This is a genomic window from Colwellia sp. SU-HH00943 (assembly GCF_057546125.1).
On sequence record NZ_BAAJLW010000001.1, the window covers coordinates 172,970 to 191,750 of the forward strand.

General features: G+C 38.3%; 16 protein-coding genes. 2 read left to right on the top strand and 14 right to left on the bottom strand.

The window, feature by feature from the left end; genetic code table 11:
- Positions 1-8 precede the first annotated feature (8 nt).
- The 6 genes from AC27GZ_RS00725 to rppH form a co-directional block, all read right to left on the bottom strand.
- Positions 9-368: a metalloregulator ArsR/SmtB family transcription factor gene (locus AC27GZ_RS00725; RefSeq protein WP_487092958.1), complete on the bottom strand. Its 360-nt coding sequence runs from the start codon at positions 366-368 to the stop codon at positions 9-11.
- Positions 369-649: 281 nt separating this feature from the next.
- Entirely contained in the window at positions 650-1,501 is an 852-nt protein-coding gene (locus AC27GZ_RS00730; RefSeq protein WP_487092959.1) for a thymidylate synthase, read from the bottom strand.
- Positions 1,501-2,343, bottom strand: coding sequence for a prolipoprotein diacylglyceryl transferase (lgt, locus tag AC27GZ_RS00735; protein ID WP_487092960.1), 843 nt, complete (start codon positions 2,341-2,343; stop codon positions 1,501-1,503). The genes AC27GZ_RS00730 and lgt overlap by 1 nt, the downstream gene beginning before the upstream one ends.
- Positions 2,344-2,399: 56 nt before the next feature.
- On the bottom strand, positions 2,400-3,215 hold the full coding sequence (locus tag AC27GZ_RS00740) for a sulfite exporter TauE/SafE family protein (RefSeq protein WP_487092961.1): 816 nt from the start codon (positions 3,213-3,215) through the stop codon (positions 2,400-2,402).
- A 4-nt stretch (positions 3,216-3,219) separates the two neighbouring features.
- Positions 3,220-5,529, bottom strand: coding sequence for a phosphoenolpyruvate--protein phosphotransferase (ptsP, locus tag AC27GZ_RS00745; RefSeq protein WP_487092962.1), 2,310 nt, complete (start codon positions 5,527-5,529; stop codon positions 3,220-3,222).
- Between the two features lie 78 nt (positions 5,530-5,607).
- Positions 5,608-6,135 (bottom strand): RNA pyrophosphohydrolase, encoded by a 528-nt coding sequence (gene rppH, locus AC27GZ_RS00750; RefSeq protein WP_487092963.1) that lies wholly within the window; start codon positions 6,133-6,135, stop codon positions 5,608-5,610.
- A gap of 138 nt (positions 6,136-6,273) precedes the next feature.
- Here rppH and mutH point away from each other — a divergent pair, with 138 nt between their 5' ends.
- Together mutH and AC27GZ_RS00760 are read left to right on the top strand one after the other, a co-directional pair.
- The gene (gene mutH / locus AC27GZ_RS00755) at positions 6,274-6,960 is read left to right on the top strand and encodes a DNA mismatch repair endonuclease MutH (RefSeq protein WP_487093808.1); all 687 of its coding nucleotides are present in this window, start codon (positions 6,274-6,276) and stop codon (positions 6,958-6,960) included.
- Positions 6,961-7,085: 125 nt separating this feature from the next.
- Complete coding sequence (locus AC27GZ_RS00760; RefSeq protein WP_487092964.1) at positions 7,086-8,531, top strand: sensor domain-containing diguanylate cyclase; 1,446 nt, start codon at positions 7,086-7,088, stop codon at positions 8,529-8,531.
- Positions 8,532-8,582: 51 nt separating this feature from the next.
- Here the strand turns inward: AC27GZ_RS00760 and AC27GZ_RS00765 are convergent, their stop codons facing one another.
- The 8 genes from AC27GZ_RS00765 to AC27GZ_RS00800 all read right to left on the bottom strand — a co-directional run bounded on the left by AC27GZ_RS00765 (position 8,583) and on the right by AC27GZ_RS00800 (position 18,757).
- A complete protein-coding gene (locus AC27GZ_RS00765; protein ID WP_487092965.1) occupies positions 8,583-9,461 on the bottom strand; it encodes a D-hexose-6-phosphate mutarotase in 879 nt (292 codons plus the stop codon).
- A 64-nt stretch (positions 9,462-9,525) separates the two neighbouring features.
- Positions 9,526-11,745 carry a patatin-like phospholipase family protein gene (locus AC27GZ_RS00770; RefSeq protein ID WP_487092966.1) on the bottom strand — a complete coding sequence of 740 codons (2,220 nt, stop codon included), beginning with the start codon at positions 11,743-11,745 and terminating at the stop codon, positions 9,526-9,528.
- A gap of 101 nt (positions 11,746-11,846) precedes the next feature.
- The gene (locus tag AC27GZ_RS00775) at positions 11,847-13,121 is read right to left on the bottom strand and encodes an amidohydrolase family protein (protein ID WP_487092967.1); all 1,275 of its coding nucleotides are present in this window, start codon (positions 13,119-13,121) and stop codon (positions 11,847-11,849) included.
- 12 nt (positions 13,122-13,133) lie between these two features.
- The gene (locus tag AC27GZ_RS00780) at positions 13,134-14,522 is read right to left on the bottom strand and encodes an amidohydrolase (RefSeq protein WP_487092968.1); all 1,389 of its coding nucleotides are present in this window, start codon (positions 14,520-14,522) and stop codon (positions 13,134-13,136) included.
- Between the two features lie 184 nt (positions 14,523-14,706).
- Complete coding sequence (msrQ, locus tag AC27GZ_RS00785; protein ID WP_487092969.1) at positions 14,707-15,312, bottom strand: protein-methionine-sulfoxide reductase heme-binding subunit MsrQ; 606 nt, start codon at positions 15,310-15,312, stop codon at positions 14,707-14,709.
- 4 nt (positions 15,313-15,316) lie between these two features.
- On the bottom strand, positions 15,317-16,324 hold the full coding sequence (msrP, locus tag AC27GZ_RS00790) for a protein-methionine-sulfoxide reductase catalytic subunit MsrP (protein ID WP_487092970.1): 1,008 nt from the start codon (positions 16,322-16,324) through the stop codon (positions 15,317-15,319).
- Between the two features lie 91 nt (positions 16,325-16,415).
- Positions 16,416-16,784, bottom strand: coding sequence for a glutaredoxin family protein (locus tag AC27GZ_RS00795; protein ID WP_487093809.1), 369 nt, complete (start codon positions 16,782-16,784; stop codon positions 16,416-16,418).
- A gap of 146 nt (positions 16,785-16,930) precedes the next feature.
- Entirely contained in the window at positions 16,931-18,757 is a 1,827-nt protein-coding gene (locus tag AC27GZ_RS00800; protein ID WP_487092971.1) for a glycoside hydrolase family 3 protein, read from the bottom strand.
- Positions 18,758-18,781: the final 24 nt, after the last annotated feature.

Sequence of the window (18,781 nt, forward strand, 5' to 3'; positions counted from 1 at the left end):
TTACTTCCTTATGAGCAGCAGCTCAGAATCCGCTCAGGTCGATCACCCATTGCGTGCAAATTTAAAACAGGCTGTTGTAAAAAAGCCGAATTCTCTTTAACGGTTAATGAAATAACCTGTTTTGCCCATTTAGGTAACTCAGGATTAATAGCATAGTAAACCCATTGCTTTTGTTTTCTATCAACCAGCAAGCCACTTTTACGCAATTGTGCTAAATGCCGAGAAATTTTAGGCTGACTGTCTTCATTTAATGCCGTCATTAACTCACAGACACAAAGCTCTTTCTCCAACTCAATCAGTAAAAGTGATTTCAATCGGATATCATCGGCGAGACATTTATAAAATTGCGTTGGTGTAATCATTGTCATTAAAGTTTAGTGGTCATTTAAAGTATGGTTGTCGTATAAAGTTTACTGTTTCAGTGTTTATGCTGCATCTGAAAAAAACACATAAATATAACAAAATCATTATATACGATTTTTGTTATATTCTAATAATAAAGTTATTTTTGTCAACTCATAATTTTTCAATATAGAGCTTGCTTAATGAATAGTTTTCATAAAAAATGGCTACTCATTACTGAGTAGCCATTTTCTAAATTACGACAACCTACCTTAATCAGGTGCAGCTGTTTCTACATTAACTGCAACTACACTGCAAACGGATATTTAATTGCTTCATGGCATTGGTATCCTTCTACTTTAAAGTCATCCATGGTCACCCAAGTTTCTAAATCTTTTAATGATTTTATCTCTGGATTAATAATTAACTTAGGTGAAGGTAGTGGTTCACGCTTTAACTGCACATCTTTCATTAACTGTAATTGATCTTCATAAATATGCGCGTTGACAATTTTATGATACGCCGTCCCAGGCTTAAGGCCTGTGATTTGCGCCATAATAGCAAGAAAGAAAAACACTTGGATCTGATTAAAGTTTAATCCCAATGGTACATCACATGAACGTTGAAAACTGGTTAGATAAAGAGTGTCACCTAAAATTGAAAAGTTATGAGTATGCATACATGGACGTAAACAGCCCATATGAAACTCGCCAGGATTATAAAAGGTCATAATTTCCGCACGATCATCAATGCCTTGGCTTAAGTTATCAACAATTTTCTGCAACTGATCTATTGTGCCACCGTCTGGTTTAGCCCAAGCTCTCCCTTGAATACCGTAAACGCGCCCCATGTCATCTTCGCCTTTTCGATAGTCATTATTCAACCATGCCTCATTTAAATTGGCATTTGCATCCCAAGTTTTAGTCCCTAACTTGCGAAAATCAGCTGCATTATCATACCCTCTGATATAACCAAGAAACTCAGCTATCGCCGACTTAAAATAACTCTTACGCGTTGTGATCATCGGAAACTTATTATTCGCCACATCGTATTCCAAGTCGGCATTAATCACGGTTAAACAACGTTTACCTGTACGTTCATTTTCAACCCAAGTCCCCTGATCAACAATTCGTTGACATAAATCTAAATATGCGCGCATTATGCCTTTCCTTTTCTTTTAGATGTGTTGCTTGATTTTATCGCAGACTTTTCCTGACTAAGGTAGCCAAGGTAAATAATCAAAATACCAGCTAGAATCATTGGAATACTTAAAATTTGTCCTTTTGAGATAAATGATAAGTACAAGCCTAAATGAGCATCTGGCTCACGGAAAAACTCGACAAAAGTTCTAAATACACCGTAACCTATTAAGAAAACCCCTGATGCTAAGCCAAGTGTTCTCGGTTTACGGGTAATAAAATATAAAATAGCAAAAAGCACTACCCCTTCAAGAAAGAACTCATATAACTGTGATGGGTGACGCGGCAACTGTAGTGAATCTGTAGGAAATACCATCGCCCAAGGCACATCAGTTTCACGCCCCCATAATTCAGCATTAATAAAGTTGCCTAAGCGTCCCATACCTAAACCAATTGGCACCAGAGGAGCGACAAAATCGCCAACCGTCAAAAATGACTTTTTACTTTTACGTGCAAAACAATAAATAGCGACTATGACACCAATGAGGCCACCGTGAAACGACATTCCTCCTTGCCAGATTTGAAAAAGATAGAGAGGATCTGCAAGAAAATAATCAAACTGATAAAACAGCACATAACCAGCTCTACCACCAGCGATAACACCAAGAAAGCTATAGAATAATAAATCGCTTACTTGTTCTCGTGTCCAGAGGCCACCACTTTTATCTGCCGCTTTGTTGGCAATAAACATCGCGGCAATAAACCCCACTAAATAGGTCAAGCCATACCAACGTAATGCTACTGGCCCAATACTAAATATTACGGGGTCAATAACAGGAAATTGTAAAAATTGTTCAGTCATTATTTATCCAAATTATCTAAAATGAGAGCAGTTGAGCAAGTAATGCTTTGCGAGCTCTACGCTATCATCATTTTCAATGCGACTAAAATTAAAAATACCGCAAAACATTTTTTTAATGTTTGTACCGGTAGTTTCGTCGCAAATTTAACACCCATAGGTGCAAAAAGAGAAGACATTAATACTAAGCCTAACAAAGCAGGTAAGTATACATAACCTAAGCTCCATTGAGGCAATAAGGGGTTACCAAAACCTGACAGAATATAGCCAAGAGAGCCAAACAGGGCGACCTTCACTCCACAAACCGTGGCAATACCAATACAATGGCGCAAAGGCACACCAAAATAAGTTAATACCGGTACTAAAAAAGCACCGCCTGCCATGCCCATTAAACTAGCAATAACTCCCGTGATAAATCCTATCAACTGAAGTTTTATTTTTGAAGGTAGCGCTTGCGAATCTTGTATGTTTTTCGATCGAATAGAGAAAAGCATATAAGACGCTAATATCATAACCGCAACAGCAAAAAAATTAGTCAAGGCTTTAGCCGATAATAAATCGGCAATAAAAGCACCCGACAATGCGCCGAAAGCAACAATAAACATCAAAGGTTTTGTTAAATTCCAGGGAATATTACTATTCTTATGATGAGCATAGGCCGCACTAGAAGATGTCATCACAATCGCTGCCAGCGAAGTTGCTAAAGCCATATGCATGACAACACCAGCATTCAATGCTTCACCATCAACCACCAGAATGGGTAATAAATACACTAAAGCCGGTACGACAACTATGCCACCACCAATACCGAGTAAGCCTGCTAGAAAACCAGCAATCGAGCCGAGAAAGATACAGCTGATAAAAACAACTAACATCTAACTATAAACCTGCTCGAATAAACCCACCCAAACCGAGTAGTTCAAGTTGTTCATTTAAATAGCTATGTACTTGTTTAGCCGTGGTTAATTTTAAGGCGTGAGATAAGATAACTTTAGCTCTTTGAAAATCGACATGGCGAATAACCCATTTTATGCGCGCTATATTATGCCCATTCATACTCAGTTTATCAAAGCCCATTGCCAATAAAAGTAATGCGCCAGCAGGCTCACCCGCAAGCTCACCACATAAGCTTAAAGGAACGAGATATTTTGCAGATTGTTTCGCTATAGAATCAAGTGCTCTTAGCACTGCAGGGTGATAAGCATCATGCAAATCTGCCACTTGGGCATTGTTGCGATCAACCGCCAGTATATATTGTGTTAAATCGTTGCTGCCTACTGAAAAGAAGTCGACCCGTTGTGCCAACTCTTCTAATTGAAAGATAACCGACGGTACCTCAAGCATTATGCCTAATTTAGGGCGAGCAAGTTTAGTCACGCCTTGAGCAGTACCATCGACTTGTTCAGCTTCTGTTATTAATTCAGTTTTAACTTCATAATAAGCTTGATTAACTAAGCGTATAGCTTCGTCCACTTCACCAACATTAGATACCATAGGAAGCATAATTTCTAAATTTTGATGATGCAGGTTTGCCCGCAACATAGCCCGCACTTGCACTAAAAATATTTCAGGGTGATCTAAAGTGATACGAATACCGCGCCAACCCAAGAACGGGTTGTCTTCCTTGATGGGAAAATAAGGTAGCGATTTATCTCCGCCTACATCAAGCGTTCTCATGGTGACTGATTTCTTCGGAAAGCCTGCCAATATTTTTTCATACAGCTGCGTTTGTTCTAACTCAGAAGGAAAACAATGGCGATCCATAAAAGGAATTTCAGTTCGAAACAAACCAATACCCAATGCAGACAACTGTTCAGGACAATCAAAATCTGGCGACAAACCCGCATTTAACTGTAATTCAATAACACGGCCATCTGGTGTTATAGTCGGCAAATGAATTTCAGATAAGATTTTTTCAGTGAGTTCATGCTCTTGCGTAATTAAGTATTGGTATTCCCGCTTTAATGCTTCATCAGGATTAATAAAAATTTCGCCGCTATAGCCATCCACAATCGCTTGTTGCTGATCTATTTGTGCAATAGGAATACCACTCACGCCCATCACCGCAGGTACTTCTAAAGCACAAGCCAAAATTGCCGCATGAGAGTTTGCTGAGCCTGTTAAGGAAATAATCCCTTTTAACCCTTTATGTTGATATTCCGCCAACATTGAAGCCGTGACTTCATTTGCTAATAAGATAAACTCATCGGGAGAAGTTACAGGCTGGTTATGTTGCTGCTGCAAATTAAACAACAAACGATTACCTAAATCTCGGATATCACTCGCTCGCTCTTGTAAGTAGCTATCATCAATAGCTTCAAACTGAACAACATAATGCTCAATCACTAATTTAAGCGAACTTTCTGCTTGCCAGCCTTGATTAATTTTTTCAAACACTCCCTCGCTGATATCAGCTTGAGTAAGTAGTTGTTTATAAACATCAAAGATAGCTAAACTGTCATCACTTACTATTTGGCTAAGTTTTTCGCTTAATTGTTCAAAGTCGTTAAACGTTCTCGTCAGCGCTTTTTCAAACCGTTGTAACTGTTCCTGTTCAGCACCTTTAGGCACTTTACGCAGTGCTAAAGTAGATAAGTCTGCTTTTGGCTGACAAACCATAATCTGATTAAGCGCTATACCCGGAGCACCAGCAATACCCACCACCTGTTTAATTGCTTGGTTTTTCTCTTGCTCCTGATTGAGTATATTTTTTACTTCTGCATCCGCAAGTGCATTAGCCAATTGCGCAGCCAAGGTCACTAAAAATGCTTCATCATTTTCGGTAAAGTGACGAGATTGCTTCTGTTGAATAGATAAAATACCCAAGACTTTACGACGATGAATAATAGGCGTTCCTAAAAACGCATGAAAATCATCCTCTTGTACTTCTGGGGTATTAATAAAATGTTTATGGCTATGGGCATTAGCAATATTAAGAGGTTCTTCCCGTTGACCTACGAGTCCTACAAGGCCTTCAGAAAAACCAATAGTGGTGTGACCTAAAGAGCTTTTTGCTAAACCATCAGAAGCGGTTAACAAAAAGTGTTGTTGTGAATAATCCGCTAAATAAACTGAACAACAATCTGTTTTTAAAGCTTTTTTGATTTGACTAACCATACGCTCTAAAGCGCTTTGCAATTGAGCATCTTGGCTAAATTCAAGCACAATACGGCGTAGAGTAGTAAGCATAACATCCTTAGAGAGTTAAAAAACAAAATGGCCTACAATAGCAATAAAGTAGGCCATTTACATATATCATAATAATAATTAAGCTCGACGTTTACGTCTATGAGGACGCTTATCTGGTCGCTTTTCATAAGAAAAAGATAACGCCTGCGCGGCAAACTCTTTCATTACTTTGCGATAAACATCACGCTTAAATGACACAACTTGTCGTACTGGATACCAGTAACTTACCCATCGCCAATCATCAAACTCAGGATGAGCGCTATGCAATAAATCAACTGATGAGTCAGGCGAGGTTAATTTTAATAAAAACCACTTCTGCTTTTGCCCAATACACACAGGTTTACTGTCGTGTCGAATATAACGTTTTGGTAATTTATATTTAAGCCAATGTTTAGTTGAAGCAACAATTTTTACATGCTCAGGTTTCAAGCCAACTTCTTCATGTAACTCACGGTACATGGTTTGCTCTGCTGTTTCACCCTCATCTACCCCACCTTGCGGGTATTGCCATGAATGTTGTCCAAACCGTCTTGCCCAAAATACTTGTCCCCTGTCGTTAATTATTACTATGCCGACGTTGGCTCGGTAGCCTTCGGCATCGATCACAGGAACTCCTGACAAACTAAAAAGATTTGCATCAATTCAACCATATTAACGGCTAGTGAGCAAATAATAATTTCACTTGCTTGCAATTAACTTGCCCTTGATAATAGAGGGCAATTAACAACGAATGGGGTTAATACCATCATTTTTCCATCTCCCCAAAAATCACCAAGCTCAGAAGCAGAACTGATGCACCGGATACATTCACTAGCCGGATTAACCTTAGGTGAAATAGCTAACAATGCAGGTATCGCAATCCCTAAAGACTTAAAACGTAATAAAGGATGGGTTGGATTATTGCTTGAACATGTATTGGGAGCAAGCGCCAGCTCGAAGGCAGAGCCAGATTTTCCTGATTTAGCTATAGAATTAAAAACACTGCCTATCAATAGCCAAGGAAAAGTATTAGAAACGACCTTTGTCAGCGTAGCCCCTCTAAAAGGGCTCACTGGTATAAACTGGAAAAATTCTTGGGTAAAAAGAAAACTAAAACGCGTGTTATGGGTGCCAATTATTAGCGATAAAGACACTGAGTTAGCACAGCGAAAAATTGCCACAGCCTTTATATGGTCACCATCTAAAGAAGAAGAACAGTTATTAGCTATGGATTGGCAAGAGCTTACCGATATGATTGTACTTGGCGAAGTTGAAAATATTCACGGCAAACATGGTCAAGTATTGCAACTTAGGCCTAAAGCCGCTAATTCAAAAGCAAAAACACAAGCATTCAATTGTGATGGTGAGCCTTTTATGACATTACCTCGAGGCTTTTATTTAAAAATTCCATTTACTCAACTATTATTAAACAATCACTTACGTGTTGATTAGTGCGCAAACTACTTTATCTAGTTGCACTTGTGACAAGAGAAACGTAAAGTTAATTTACAATTGTTAATATATTGTCTCAAAAGACAGTTTTTTCTATATTATCTAACCACTAACTAGTAATGCTAATGAAGTTTATCAAAAAATTTGAACATTACATTTCAGTTATTTTTATCATCACTATTATCGTAATAATAGCGACCTCTTACTTTACTTTTAAAGAACTCTTCGCCACCAGTAACCAAAAGCAACAAGAAGCCATAATGCCATTTTTTTCACTGGTAACCAGTGAAATTATCCGCCCATTAACTGTGTCGCAATACATGGCAACTGATTCCTTCCTTGTTAATTACATTGAGCAAGATAGCATTGAAAGCCAAGTTGTTTTTGATTATATCAATAGCATTTCCGAGCGCTTTAATGCTATGACATTTATTGCACTGGAAAAACATGAATTACTGGTTGATTCATACGGTAACAGAACCAATTTAAGTACTGAAGATACTGAGTGGTACCATAGGCTAAAGGAAAAAGATAAAGACTTCTTCGCTGACTTTGGTAATGCTGAAAACCCCCATTTATTTTTCGATGTTAAGATCTTTAATAAAAACAATGAATTTATCGGCTTTATTGGCCTAGGTATCGATTTAGATCATTTTGCACAAAGGTTTGCTCAATTTAAACAAGATTTTGGTTTTGAAATATACTTCGTTGATGAAAACAATCATATTACACTAAGCTCTAGTCAATTAATGAAAACCACTAGCCACCATCGCAAAAATGAACTTGTTAATATTAATAACCTGACTTGGTATAAACATTATAAAGCTATTCAAAATGATACTCAGGAGACGAGTATCAGCACCAAAATTTTTGGCTCCGCTGACAATAAACTAACAGTCTCGCAAATGCCATTAAAGGAGCTTAATTGGCGTGTATTTATTGTCGCTCCACCTATAGATAAACAAGGATCATATTGGCGGCTATTTATTCCTAGACTGATCATTTTCTTGTTAGTTTCTTTAGCGCTTTATTATATTTTTGTACTTTGCATAAGCAACTTCAAATCTACTGTAGTCAAAGACTCTGAAACCGACTACTTAACAAAGCTTCCTAATAGAAGCTATGTGCACTGGAAGTTTTCACAGCTTGGCGATAATCATAAAAGTGTTAGCGTAGTAGTGGCTGACATTGACAATTTTAAAGTGATAAATGATAACTATGGCCATTTATTTGGTGATGATGTACTCAAAATTATTGCCGAAAAGCTTAATGAAAACTTAAGAAGCATAGACTTAACAGGCCGCTGGGGTGGTGAAGAGTTTATTCTTATTTTCCCTGATACCAGTGCTGAACAAGCGCGAGAGATAACCGAACGTATTCGAAACAATATTGAGAACACACTATTTTCACTATCATCTACCAGCCAAAAAATTAATATCACCGTCAGCTTTGGCATTTACGAAAGCGATTTATCTGATGTTTCATTACAAGATATTTTCGCTAAGGCAGACAAAGCTTTGTATCAGGCTAAAGCTAACGGGCGAAATCAAGTAGTAATTCACACCGATTAGCAATACGCTAAGCGATTATTTGATTGAACACTGCACACTTTCACTACTGATTTAACAGGCTAATACCTTGACCACTTGCGACATAGTTTGGCTTTCACCACTTTTGATAATTTGCGCTTGCGTGTTAGCAGCTTCTAAACAAACAAATTCTTGTTCGCCATTCACGTGCACATCCGCCATTTTATCAGCAATATCCTTGCCTGGATTCCAGAAAACCCATTGCTGAGTATTTACAGAACTTACGTCAATGATACGATGCCAGTGTTTATCATTAATTTGCATCACTTTATTGGAATGATAAACCCTATCAATAGGACCAACGCCATTTATTAAAGGCTGAGGTCCATAAGATTTCCCTGTTAATTTATCATCAAAAGGCGCTTCATTAAGTTTATCAACAGTAATATTTTCAGGGGAGCTAACTCGAAAATAGCTATGTAAAGCGCCAGTATAAACCACATTTTGGTCGCTCAAGTTAGTCATGGTCAGCGATTGGCTAAATGTGCTTCCAAATGATAACTTTTGCGTCACTTTAAAAGCATTTGACCACCATTCATGCATGTCGCTTCCTGTTAACACAAGCGTGATATGCACTGCACTTTCATCGATATTCACTTGCTCAACCTGCCAAATATTTTCACGAGCAAAGCCATGATTGCCCATCTTTTTGTCAACATCTTTAGGATGAGGACCAAACCAAGGCCAGCAAAGTGGAATACCACCTCTGATAGCTTTTCCTTGTTCGTATGATGAGGTATTCGATAACCAAAAAACTTCAGCTTCCTCTGCTGGTTTCCAGCTTAAAACTTGCCCACCATATAAACTTAACCTTGCTTGACAGTGTTGATGATCAACCACCAACACCTCAATCTCATTGAATGAATTATCTTGCTGAACTTGACCAAATTCATTGGTGATAGACACTGACATTGATGATTTCCATATTTAATAAAGAGGGCGTAAATAGTAATAAAATTAATTTGCGTTGCAAAGTTTAAAAGCTTTTACCTAGCGACAAAAACACGGTACTTTTACCGCCAGAAGCAAAACCAACACCAAAAACAGCTGGGCCAAAGCTAGTGTCTGTACCTAAATACACACTGCCTGAAGAAATCAAATCATCGAACTTAACAGACTGCTCAATGGTCCAGACATTACCTGCTTCGATACTGGTGCCTAGGTACATAGGTAAGCTATCACTACCAAAAAAAGCTCGCCCTAAGTCGTACTGGTAGACTACGGCCGCAAATGCTTTATGCACCCCTATAAGTTCATCTTGTTGATAACCAGAAAGATTTAAGAACCCACCTAACTCACTAACGTGCACTGAAAAGTTGCTATCATTCTCTACGGTTGCCATCGAAACTATACCCACAAGCGCATGATTACGAATGCTAAATGCTCCGCGCCAATCAACCGTAACTTCTAACGAAGTGTCTTTAGGGTCAATACCAAAATAATCATCATAGTTTTCGTTGCGTAAAAAAGCATTCAAGGTAAATTTATTACCTTGAGTAGGAAAATTCATACTATTTAAATTGTCATAGCCAAAAGAAATAAAGCCACCCAGAGAAGTATACTCAAGGGGTAAAGCATCTTCACTTTTAAAGGCTAATTCACCTACTTCGCCTATAATGCCAATTTCTATCGCGCCATTATCAGCATAGTTAAACCCTACACTGAGATCTCCTTGAAAGTATTCATTGATGAGCTCTGGCCTATTTTCAATTGATTCCCACTTATCTTGTGAGTATTCAATTCTCGCTCTAGAAAAATAATCATGTTGTTCATCTATGGGTTGGTATAACTCACTAGCTAAGGTAAATTCCCAGCCAACTTTAGCTTCGTTTCGCCACTGACCTCCATTAGGGGTAAAGTCATTCTGAATATAAGCCATATCGATGGCAAAAACTGATTTACTTGAAAAGTCACTTTGCAGGTTAAAACCAAAATGTAAATAATCTGGTCCCCAGGATTTTTCCTTGGTAGTTAACGTTAACTGACGCCCTTCAGGCAAGTCGATAAATTCAGCGTCAACATGCTCAAATTCATCTAATGAATACACGCGATCAATGGCAGCTTTTAACGACTCTTTGGTAACAACATCCCCTACTGCAATGGCAAACTTGTCTTCAATAATCACTTGGCTGACATTTGAGTTGTTATTATAGTTAATCGCTACAACGGCTTTATTAAAGCTATCAAACCATACACGCCCTTTCGATTGCTTTGCTTGTATGTATTCCTCATAAGCCTCTGAACTGATTGAAAGTTGACTTAATTTATTCTGCGCAGACAAGGCAGCCTCTTTTCCTAAAGATAATGCTTTTGGCATAATAGAAAAATCAGTAGTACTTAATTCATCAATGGCGGGGCGCAATAGAATATCTTGCGCATCCAGATTAGACTTTTGCAATAATGTTGTCGTATTAGTTAAAATATTTGAAAGCTGGTTAATAACATCGAGTGTACTTTTAATATCTTTTTTATCTAATAATGGTGAGCCAATATCCACAGCAATGACAATATCAGCTCCCATAGATTTAACAACATTGACCGGCATATTGTTGGCAATACCACCATCAACTAATAGTTTACCATCAATCAAAACAGGCTCTACAACCCCAGGCACTGCCGCTGATGCTCTCATGGCTTTTGTGACACTACCTTTGGTGATCACTACTTCTTTTGCTGTAACAATGTCACTAGCTATTGCTCGATAAGGAATAGCTAAGTCATCAAAACTGGAAAACAGAGGCACCACATCAGTTGACGTTTTTAGTAACAGTCCTGCAGATTGCCCTAACAACAAACCACTGGGCGTTTTTAACTCGCCATCACTATAGCCAAGACGAAAAGTGAGATTATATTGATCTCGAAGCTTTTTATTTTCATAAGAAAGGAATTGGCGAGGAATAAAATCTGAGTAACCATTATCCCAAGGTAGTTGGAGCATGATTTTTTCAATTTGATCAGCAGAATACCCCAAAGCATACATACCACCAACATAGGCACCTATGCTCGTACCTACAATATAATCAACGGGGATTTTATGCTGCTCTAGTACTTTCAGTACACCAATATGGGCTGCACCCTTGGCTCCTCCGCCACTAAGAACAACACCGACTTTAAGGCGTTGATTATGATCTTTTGCAAAGGTATTTGCTGTAAAGAATAAGCTCAGAAATATAAGAAATAATGATAGCGCGCGCATAAGTTAACATGGTTAATTATTATGGTATTGATATTACAAGATTTTGCTATCAATACCATAATTTTTTATGCCGCGCTTTTAATCAGGCAAAAGGAAGAAAGCTATTTAGTATAAGCTCTCGGCATGTCACTTTGTGTAGTATAGCGATCACGCAAAGCATCTTGTCTAGATTGAGTGGAAATTTGCTCGCCATTAATCCACATAGAATCAACTTTGGTACTTAATTCAAAAGGATCGGCACTCCACAACACTAAATCTGCTTTTTTGCCAACAGCAATGCGCCCTGTATTAAGCTTAAATACATCAGCAACATTCGCTGTCAGTGCTGAAATAGCATCAGCTTTATCTAAACCATTGGCAACCGCAATACCGGCATCAAAACGAAGTTGATTTAAGTTATGGCTTTCACTTTTAGGCGCTAATATCACTTTGACGCCTGCCGCAGTTAATGCTGCCATGTTTGACAAAGAGCCATGTAATGAGTCAAAGCTGCTTGGTAAGTTATCAATAGAACTAATAACCACCGGCACTTTAGCACTGGCTATTTGCTCAGAAACTAATACTGCATCACTAGCTCCCACTAACACTAAGTCAAGGTTATATTTTTCTTTAAGCGCTAATAATGCCAGTAAATCGCTCGCACGATCTGCGTAGGCAAGTAAAGGTTTCTCTCCAGATAATAACGCCTTAATAACCTTTTCATCACGCTTCAACTTTTTCGCTGACTTATCGTCTTTATCAGATTTTTTCTCAAGCTTTTCTTGGATATCCATCAACTTGTTATCTAATGATTGAAGTTTTATTGCTCTTGAACCTTTACTTTCTGAGCCTAAGTGAATGAGCACAGCGTTTTGCTTAGCAACAACACTATTAAAATCACCAGATAAATCAACCACAAAAGCTTGACCAGCAAATAACCCTTCACCACCTTGAGGCGTTACTATGTTACGAGTTATACCGCCTTTACGAGTGTACGGTATTAACGTGGATTTAGGGTTGAAAGCTAGGCTCGCATCAAAAGTAATATCAGCTTTTTTGTCACTGCTATCACGCGTTCGAGAGACAGCGCCCACTTCCACTAAGCCTAAAGAGTTCATACTAGCAATAAAGCCTGGTGTTAAAATTCGCCCTTGTGCATCAATGGTTTCATCGGCATCAACTTTCTCAGGGTTAATAGCAACAATCACATCATTTTCAAAAACCACGGTTGCTTGCGATAAAATACCTTGGCTAGCAACCGTATATACTGTCGCATTGGTAATAGCAGTTGTTTTTGCTTGAATTGACGTTGAAAACAACGCCGCTGACAGTGTTGCTGCTAATGTTAAAGTCACTGTTCTGCGTGGTTTAAATTGAGATAATTTATTAAATTTCATTATGTTACACCCTTACTCTTGACCTAACAGAAAATCGCTTTTGGCTTGATATTTTTCATCAACACGATCATACACCTTGGCACCATCCACAAAAACCTGTTCTGCTTGGGCATAAACACTAAAAGGGTTGCCATTCCATAAAACAACATCAGCATTCTTACCCGCTGATAAACTACCTGTTTGATCACTAATACCTAACGATTTAGCTGCATTTAAAGTGATCCACTTAATAGCATCTTCAGCTTTTAAATCAAAACCATTGTCATTAGCACGGTACATCACCTTACCTGCTTCCTGATTTAGGCGTTGAATTGTTGTACTTGAATCTGAATGAACAATGGCACAAGAGTTTTTCGCAGCATCAACAATTGCAACATTCTCTTCAACCATATCATAGGCTTCCATTTTAAAGCCCCACCAATCTGGCCACATTGCAGCACAATTGCCATTTTCAGCTAATTTATCGGCTATTTTATAAGCTTCAACAGCATGATGGAACGTTCCTGACTTATAGTTAAACTCTTTCGCTATATCTATCATCACCGCCATTTCTTCCGCTTTATAACAATGATTATGAACCAGTATTTCACCCTCTAATACACCCATAAGTGTGTCTAGCTCTAAATCGCGCGTGGGTGCTTGTACATTTTTACCCGCAGCGTAATCACTGTTGTATTTATCCCATGCTTGTTTGTATTCTGTAGCTGCAGCCCATGCTGCACGATAACCCGCTACATTACCCATTCGTGTAGAAGGTTGTTGCTTACGGCTACCATAAACACGCTTAGGGTTTTCACCACAAGCCATTTTTAAGCCATAAGGTGCGCCATCAAACTTCATACCCTGCATAGTTTCACTAGGTACATTTCGAAGTGTTACACCACGACCACCAAATAAATTCGCTGAGCCTGGCAAAATCTGTAATGTGGTGATACCGCCAGCACGTGCCGCTTGAAAACCTGGATCTTGTGGCCAAACACTATGCTCAGACCATACTTCAGCAGTATTAGGGTGAGTCATTTCATTGCCGTCAGAGTGAGACTCAACACTAGGGCTTGGATAAACACCTAAGTGCGAGTGAACATCAATAATCCCAGGTGTTACCCACTTACCTTGTGCATCAATAGTCACGGCATTAGTTGCACTAATATCTTTACCTACTTGGCTAATTTTGCCATCAACTATTAATACATCTGCATCATCAAGACGCTCACCCGTACCAGTTAATACTGTGGCATTAGTAAATAAAGTATTTTGCTGAGGCAATGCTTTATATGTACTAGGGAAAGGATTTTTATTGATACTAACTTTAGCATCTTGTTTTTCTGAGGGTAGGCAGGCTGTTAAACCTAATGAAGTCGCTGCAACAATTAAGCTTAACTTAACGGGTATTTTTTGCATGGAGGTTCCTATTCACAAGAGTGTAATATTATTTATATTTTAGATCTAAAAAGTCTATAACTCTTTGCGACTAACAACAAGCGGTCAGTGAAGATTAACGATAGCTTAGCGATAAAAGCCCAAAAAAATAGGACTAATGGCACTTTATGTTGACACAATTATCAGCAGGCTATTGAAAATAGGTTTATTTAAACAAGTAAAATAATAGTCGCTTAATTTTTTTATAGCGAAAAGCCAACAATAAAAAGGCTAAAAGAAAATAAAAAATAGGTGAAGTAAGCTCTGATTTCACCGACCAATAAAAGTGAATAGCAACTAACAACACTAAAAGGTAGATGTAGTTATGTAGGCTTTGCCATTTCTTTCCTAATTTTCTTTTTAGGCTATTTAACGAGGTGATTGCCAAAAGCGTAAAGATAATAAAAGCAGCCATGCCTACAGTAATATAAGGTCGCTTAAAGATTTCACTGACGAACAATGCACCATCAAATTGCACCTCAAAGGCTAAAAAGTTCAGTAAGTGTAATACTGCATAAAAAAAAGCGTAAAGACCAAGCGGCCTTCTCAGTTGTATTATGTAACCTTTTTTAAACCATTTTGCTAATGGCGATATAGACAAAGTTATTAGCAATAAATTTAAACTACCAATGCCAGTGAAATGAATTACGGCTTCAACAGGGTCTGCTCCTAATTCATCAATAAACGCTAAATAATATAACTGGATAACAGGCAATAAAGCGGCCAAATGCATTACCGTTTTTAGCATGAGTATTTTACGATTTTTATCCATAAAATTAATAATACTTACTCAAATCCATTCCTTTGTATAACTTAGCGACTTCGTCGCCATAACCATTAAACGCTAGGGTAGGAATACGATTTCGAGAAAACAAGCCTCCACTTGTAATACGTCGTTCACTGGCTTGACTCCATCTAGGGTGGTCGTGCTTTGGATTTACATTGGCAAAAAAACCATATTCTTTAGGCGCTAAACTCTGCCATGTTGTTGGCGGTTGATGCTCAAGTAACTTAATAGCCACTATAGATTTTATGCTCTTAAATCCGTATTTCCACGGCACAACTAAGCGGATAGGTGCACCATTTTGAGGGGGCAAAGTCTTTCCATATAAACCAACACTCATCAAAGTAAGTGGCTGCATTGCCTCATCCATTCGCAACCCTTCAACGTAGGGGTAACTAATACCACCGCCTAAGCGCCTGCTCGCTTGTCCTGGCATTTGTTCAGGATCATATAAGGTTTCAAAAGCTACATAGCGTGCTTTTGAATTAGGGGAAACTTTTTTAAGTAAGCTTGCTAATGAAAATCCTATCCAAGGAATTACCATAGACCAAGCTTCAACACAGCGAAAACGATAAATCCTCTCCTCTAGTGGGAATAGAGAGAGCAAGTCATCATAATCTAAGGTAATTGGGTGGTCACATTCACCTGAAACGGTTAATTTCCAGGGGTCAACTTTAAATGCTTGAGCTAACTCTGCAGGTTGATTTTTTTTAGCGCCAAATTCATAAAAATTATTATGAGTGATTACTTTTTGCTCAGGTGTTTTTTGTAAATCAAGGTGTTCAGAATCTTTACTATAAGTTAGCGCTTTCGTGGTAAAGGTAGGTGTTTCACTGCCAAAAAAACTTGCTGAAACCTTTGGATTATAAACATTCCCTAATAGGGCACCTGCTCCTAAAAAGCCGAGTTTTTTTAACGTATTTCGACGGTCTAAATATACTGATTCGTCAGTAACATCAGAATTTTTAAGGGAATATTTTTTGGGTATTTGAATTAACATAGCAGTGCCTAACAACAAGAGTGAGCTCTAGCAATATTAGACACCGTAACACGAAAAATAATTTCAACAATGTTTATTCGATAGTGGCTTATCAAGCAGCTTTTATTAATTGCTGTAAATGAGTGACAACATCACTTGATTCATATAACCACTGAACTTCACCATTAGGCTTTTCAATACGTAAACAAGGTACTGTTCTTTTACCCCCTTCACGAATCAACTCTTCAAGATAATCATTTTTTTGATTGATATTTCTCAATTCAATATTCAAACCTTCTCGCTTCATAGTACGGCGCACTTTCACACAAAAAGGGCAACTTGGTAACTGGTATAAGCTCAAGTTTTGAGTTTTTGCATCAATTTTATCCTGCTCACTCTGCGCTCTTTTCGGTGAACGTGGTGAAAAAATAAAGTTAATTAATAAAATAAGACGACCTATTGGCCAACGAATAAGAGACATGATCATAAGAATACTTCTGTGTTAGTTACTTTGTACTGGTTATTTGCCGCTAGTTTACAACGAGCCCTTTAGCTGATAGCTAAATTTTACTTCCAAAAACTAGGCAGAGAAGAATAACACAAAAGCACTTTTGCTAAAAATAAAGATTACAAACTAGCGGGTAAAATACCATGAGCACGTTGTTGGCCTGTCGCTATCGCAATACTGGTATTGATACCGGCACTAAAATAATTACCAGCTTTATCTAGCATAATTTTATCATCATAAACAAGCATAGCGGCATCAACATCTTTAAGATAAGATTGTGCTAAAAACGGAGAACCTTGCACTATCAATAACGACTTAACATTTTGCTCTTTAGCTAGAGCCAACTGAAGCTCTACCAATTGTCCGTAATGCGCTTGCACCTTAGCCGTTGATATTTGATCAGATTTGTACTGATTTATTGCCTGTTTTAATAAATCATCGATACCGCCTACATCAACAACACTTGCCGTTTTAACATTAACAGTAGCAATCACTATATCTGCAGCAACAAGCTGTTTAATATTTTGAATTTTAGCTAAAGCGCTAACGTCATCGCCTAAAATAGTCGTAATTTTAAGCTGAGTTTGTCCTGCCTTTTGCCACTGCTTAGCAATAGCTTGCTGTAGTACTTGCTGCTCATGTTCGTTAGCAACAAATAAGTGGATATGATTAATATTGGTTGGCGATATAGGTAGAAGTTCGCCGCTATTTTTTAATAAGGTTGTCGCTTCATTAGCCAGTAACTGCTGCGCTGCAATATGCTCTTCATTGGCGATAATTGCGTTAGCATTTGCAACCTGCTCAGCAACCGACGCATTCGATACCTGAATATATTTATCTTTATAGTGGTTTATTCGTGCTACAGAGTTATCAATTTCATGGCTATCTAACTGCCCTTGAGCAATTCTTTCTGATAATTTTTTACTTACTTCAATCACAAAACGTTTAAATTTATCAACATCTGCAGGCGACCTTACTTTAAAGGGCATTACCACTAAATCAGCTCCTGCGCTTATCGTTTCAACCGTAGCAGTAACCTGATCAAAATAGTGCGCCACTCCCGCCATGTCTAAGGCATCGGTAGCAATAATACCTTTAAACGCCATTTCATCTCGAAGTAAATCTGTGAGTATTTTGCGAGACATGGTGGCTGGCTTAATCATTTCCTCACCGTTTTTACTAACAAACGTTGTGCTATCCAGTGCTGGGTATTGAATATGTGCGGTCATCACCATAGCAGGCTCGCTATGCTTAATGGCCCATTTAAAGGGGGCCAAATCCATTTTTTCAATGGTCGCTAAGTCATGCTCTACTCGAGGCAAACCTAAGTGACTATCAACACTAGTATCACCATGGCCAGGAAAATGTTTTAAGGTAGCCATCACGCTTTCAGCTTGTAAAGCATTTACCGCAGCAGCACCTAACTCGGCAACCTGTTGTGGGTTTTCGCCATACGAGCGAGTATTAATCACAGGGTTATCAGCATTAGTATTAACATCGACTACAGGCGCATAATTATTATTAATACCAAGGGCATACAATTCAGTACCAATAACATGGTTCACTTGAGTTGAAAATTTCACCTTATTTTTAGAGTAAGTAGCACCAATGGCCATATTACCGGCAAATGAGGTTGCATGAGGTAGTCGAACAACACGCCCACCTTCTTGATCAATTGAAATTATTAATGGCTTAGCCGTTTTACTTTTTAGCGCCGCTTTTTGCAAATCATGAGTAAGCTGAATCACTTGCTCTGTTGACACTAGGTTTTCTGCAAATAAAACAACACCACCTATATTGGTTTCAGTAACTAAATCAGCCAAAATATCAGGTAATTGCGTTACGCCCTGCCAACACGCCTTCCCTTCAGCCAAGTCATCGTTACAAAAATATCGGATATCTAGTGCCATTTTTTGGGCTATTTTTCTTTCAAAATCAGTAAACATTGCTCTGCTAGCTTGGGTGTCAAT

Excerpts from the sequence above, each read along its gene's own strand:
- msrQ (WP_487092969.1), bottom strand. The coding sequence starts at position 15,312 with ATGGATAAAAATCGTAAAATACTCATGCTAAAAACGGTAATGCATTTG.
- AC27GZ_RS00770 (WP_487092966.1), bottom strand. The coding sequence starts at position 11,745 with ATGCGCGCGCTATCATTATTTCTTATATTTCTGAGCTTATTCTTTACA.
- AC27GZ_RS00775 (WP_487092967.1), bottom strand. The coding sequence starts at position 13,121 with ATGAAATTTAATAAATTATCTCAATTTAAACCACGCAGAACAGTGACT.
- AC27GZ_RS00760 (WP_487092964.1), top strand. The coding sequence starts at position 7,086 with ATGAAGTTTATCAAAAAATTTGAACATTACATTTCAGTTATTTTTATC.
- AC27GZ_RS00725 (WP_487092958.1), bottom strand. The coding sequence starts at position 368 with ATGACAATGATTACACCAACGCAATTTTATAAATGTCTCGCCGATGAT.
- lgt (WP_487092960.1), bottom strand. The coding sequence starts at position 2,343 with ATGACTGAACAATTTTTACAATTTCCTGTTATTGACCCCGTAATATTT.
- AC27GZ_RS00795 (WP_487093809.1), bottom strand. The coding sequence starts at position 16,784 with ATGTCTCTTATTCGTTGGCCAATAGGTCGTCTTATTTTATTAATTAAC.
- AC27GZ_RS00800 (WP_487092971.1), bottom strand. The coding sequence starts at position 18,757 with ATGTTTACTGATTTTGAAAGAAAAATAGCCCAAAAAATGGCACTAGAT.
- ptsP (WP_487092962.1), bottom strand. The coding sequence starts at position 5,529 with ATGCTTACTACTCTACGCCGTATTGTGCTTGAATTTAGCCAAGATGCT.
- msrP (WP_487092970.1), bottom strand. The coding sequence starts at position 16,324 with ATGTTAATTCAAATACCCAAAAAATATTCCCTTAAAAATTCTGATGTT.
- AC27GZ_RS00780 (WP_487092968.1), bottom strand. The coding sequence starts at position 14,522 with ATGCAAAAAATACCCGTTAAGTTAAGCTTAATTGTTGCAGCGACTTCA.
- AC27GZ_RS00730 (WP_487092959.1), bottom strand. The coding sequence starts at position 1,501 with ATGCGCGCATATTTAGATTTATGTCAACGAATTGTTGATCAGGGGACT.
- AC27GZ_RS00740 (WP_487092961.1), bottom strand. The coding sequence starts at position 3,215 with ATGTTAGTTGTTTTTATCAGCTGTATCTTTCTCGGCTCGATTGCTGGT.
- AC27GZ_RS00765 (WP_487092965.1), bottom strand. The coding sequence starts at position 9,461 with ATGTCAGTGTCTATCACCAATGAATTTGGTCAAGTTCAGCAAGATAAT.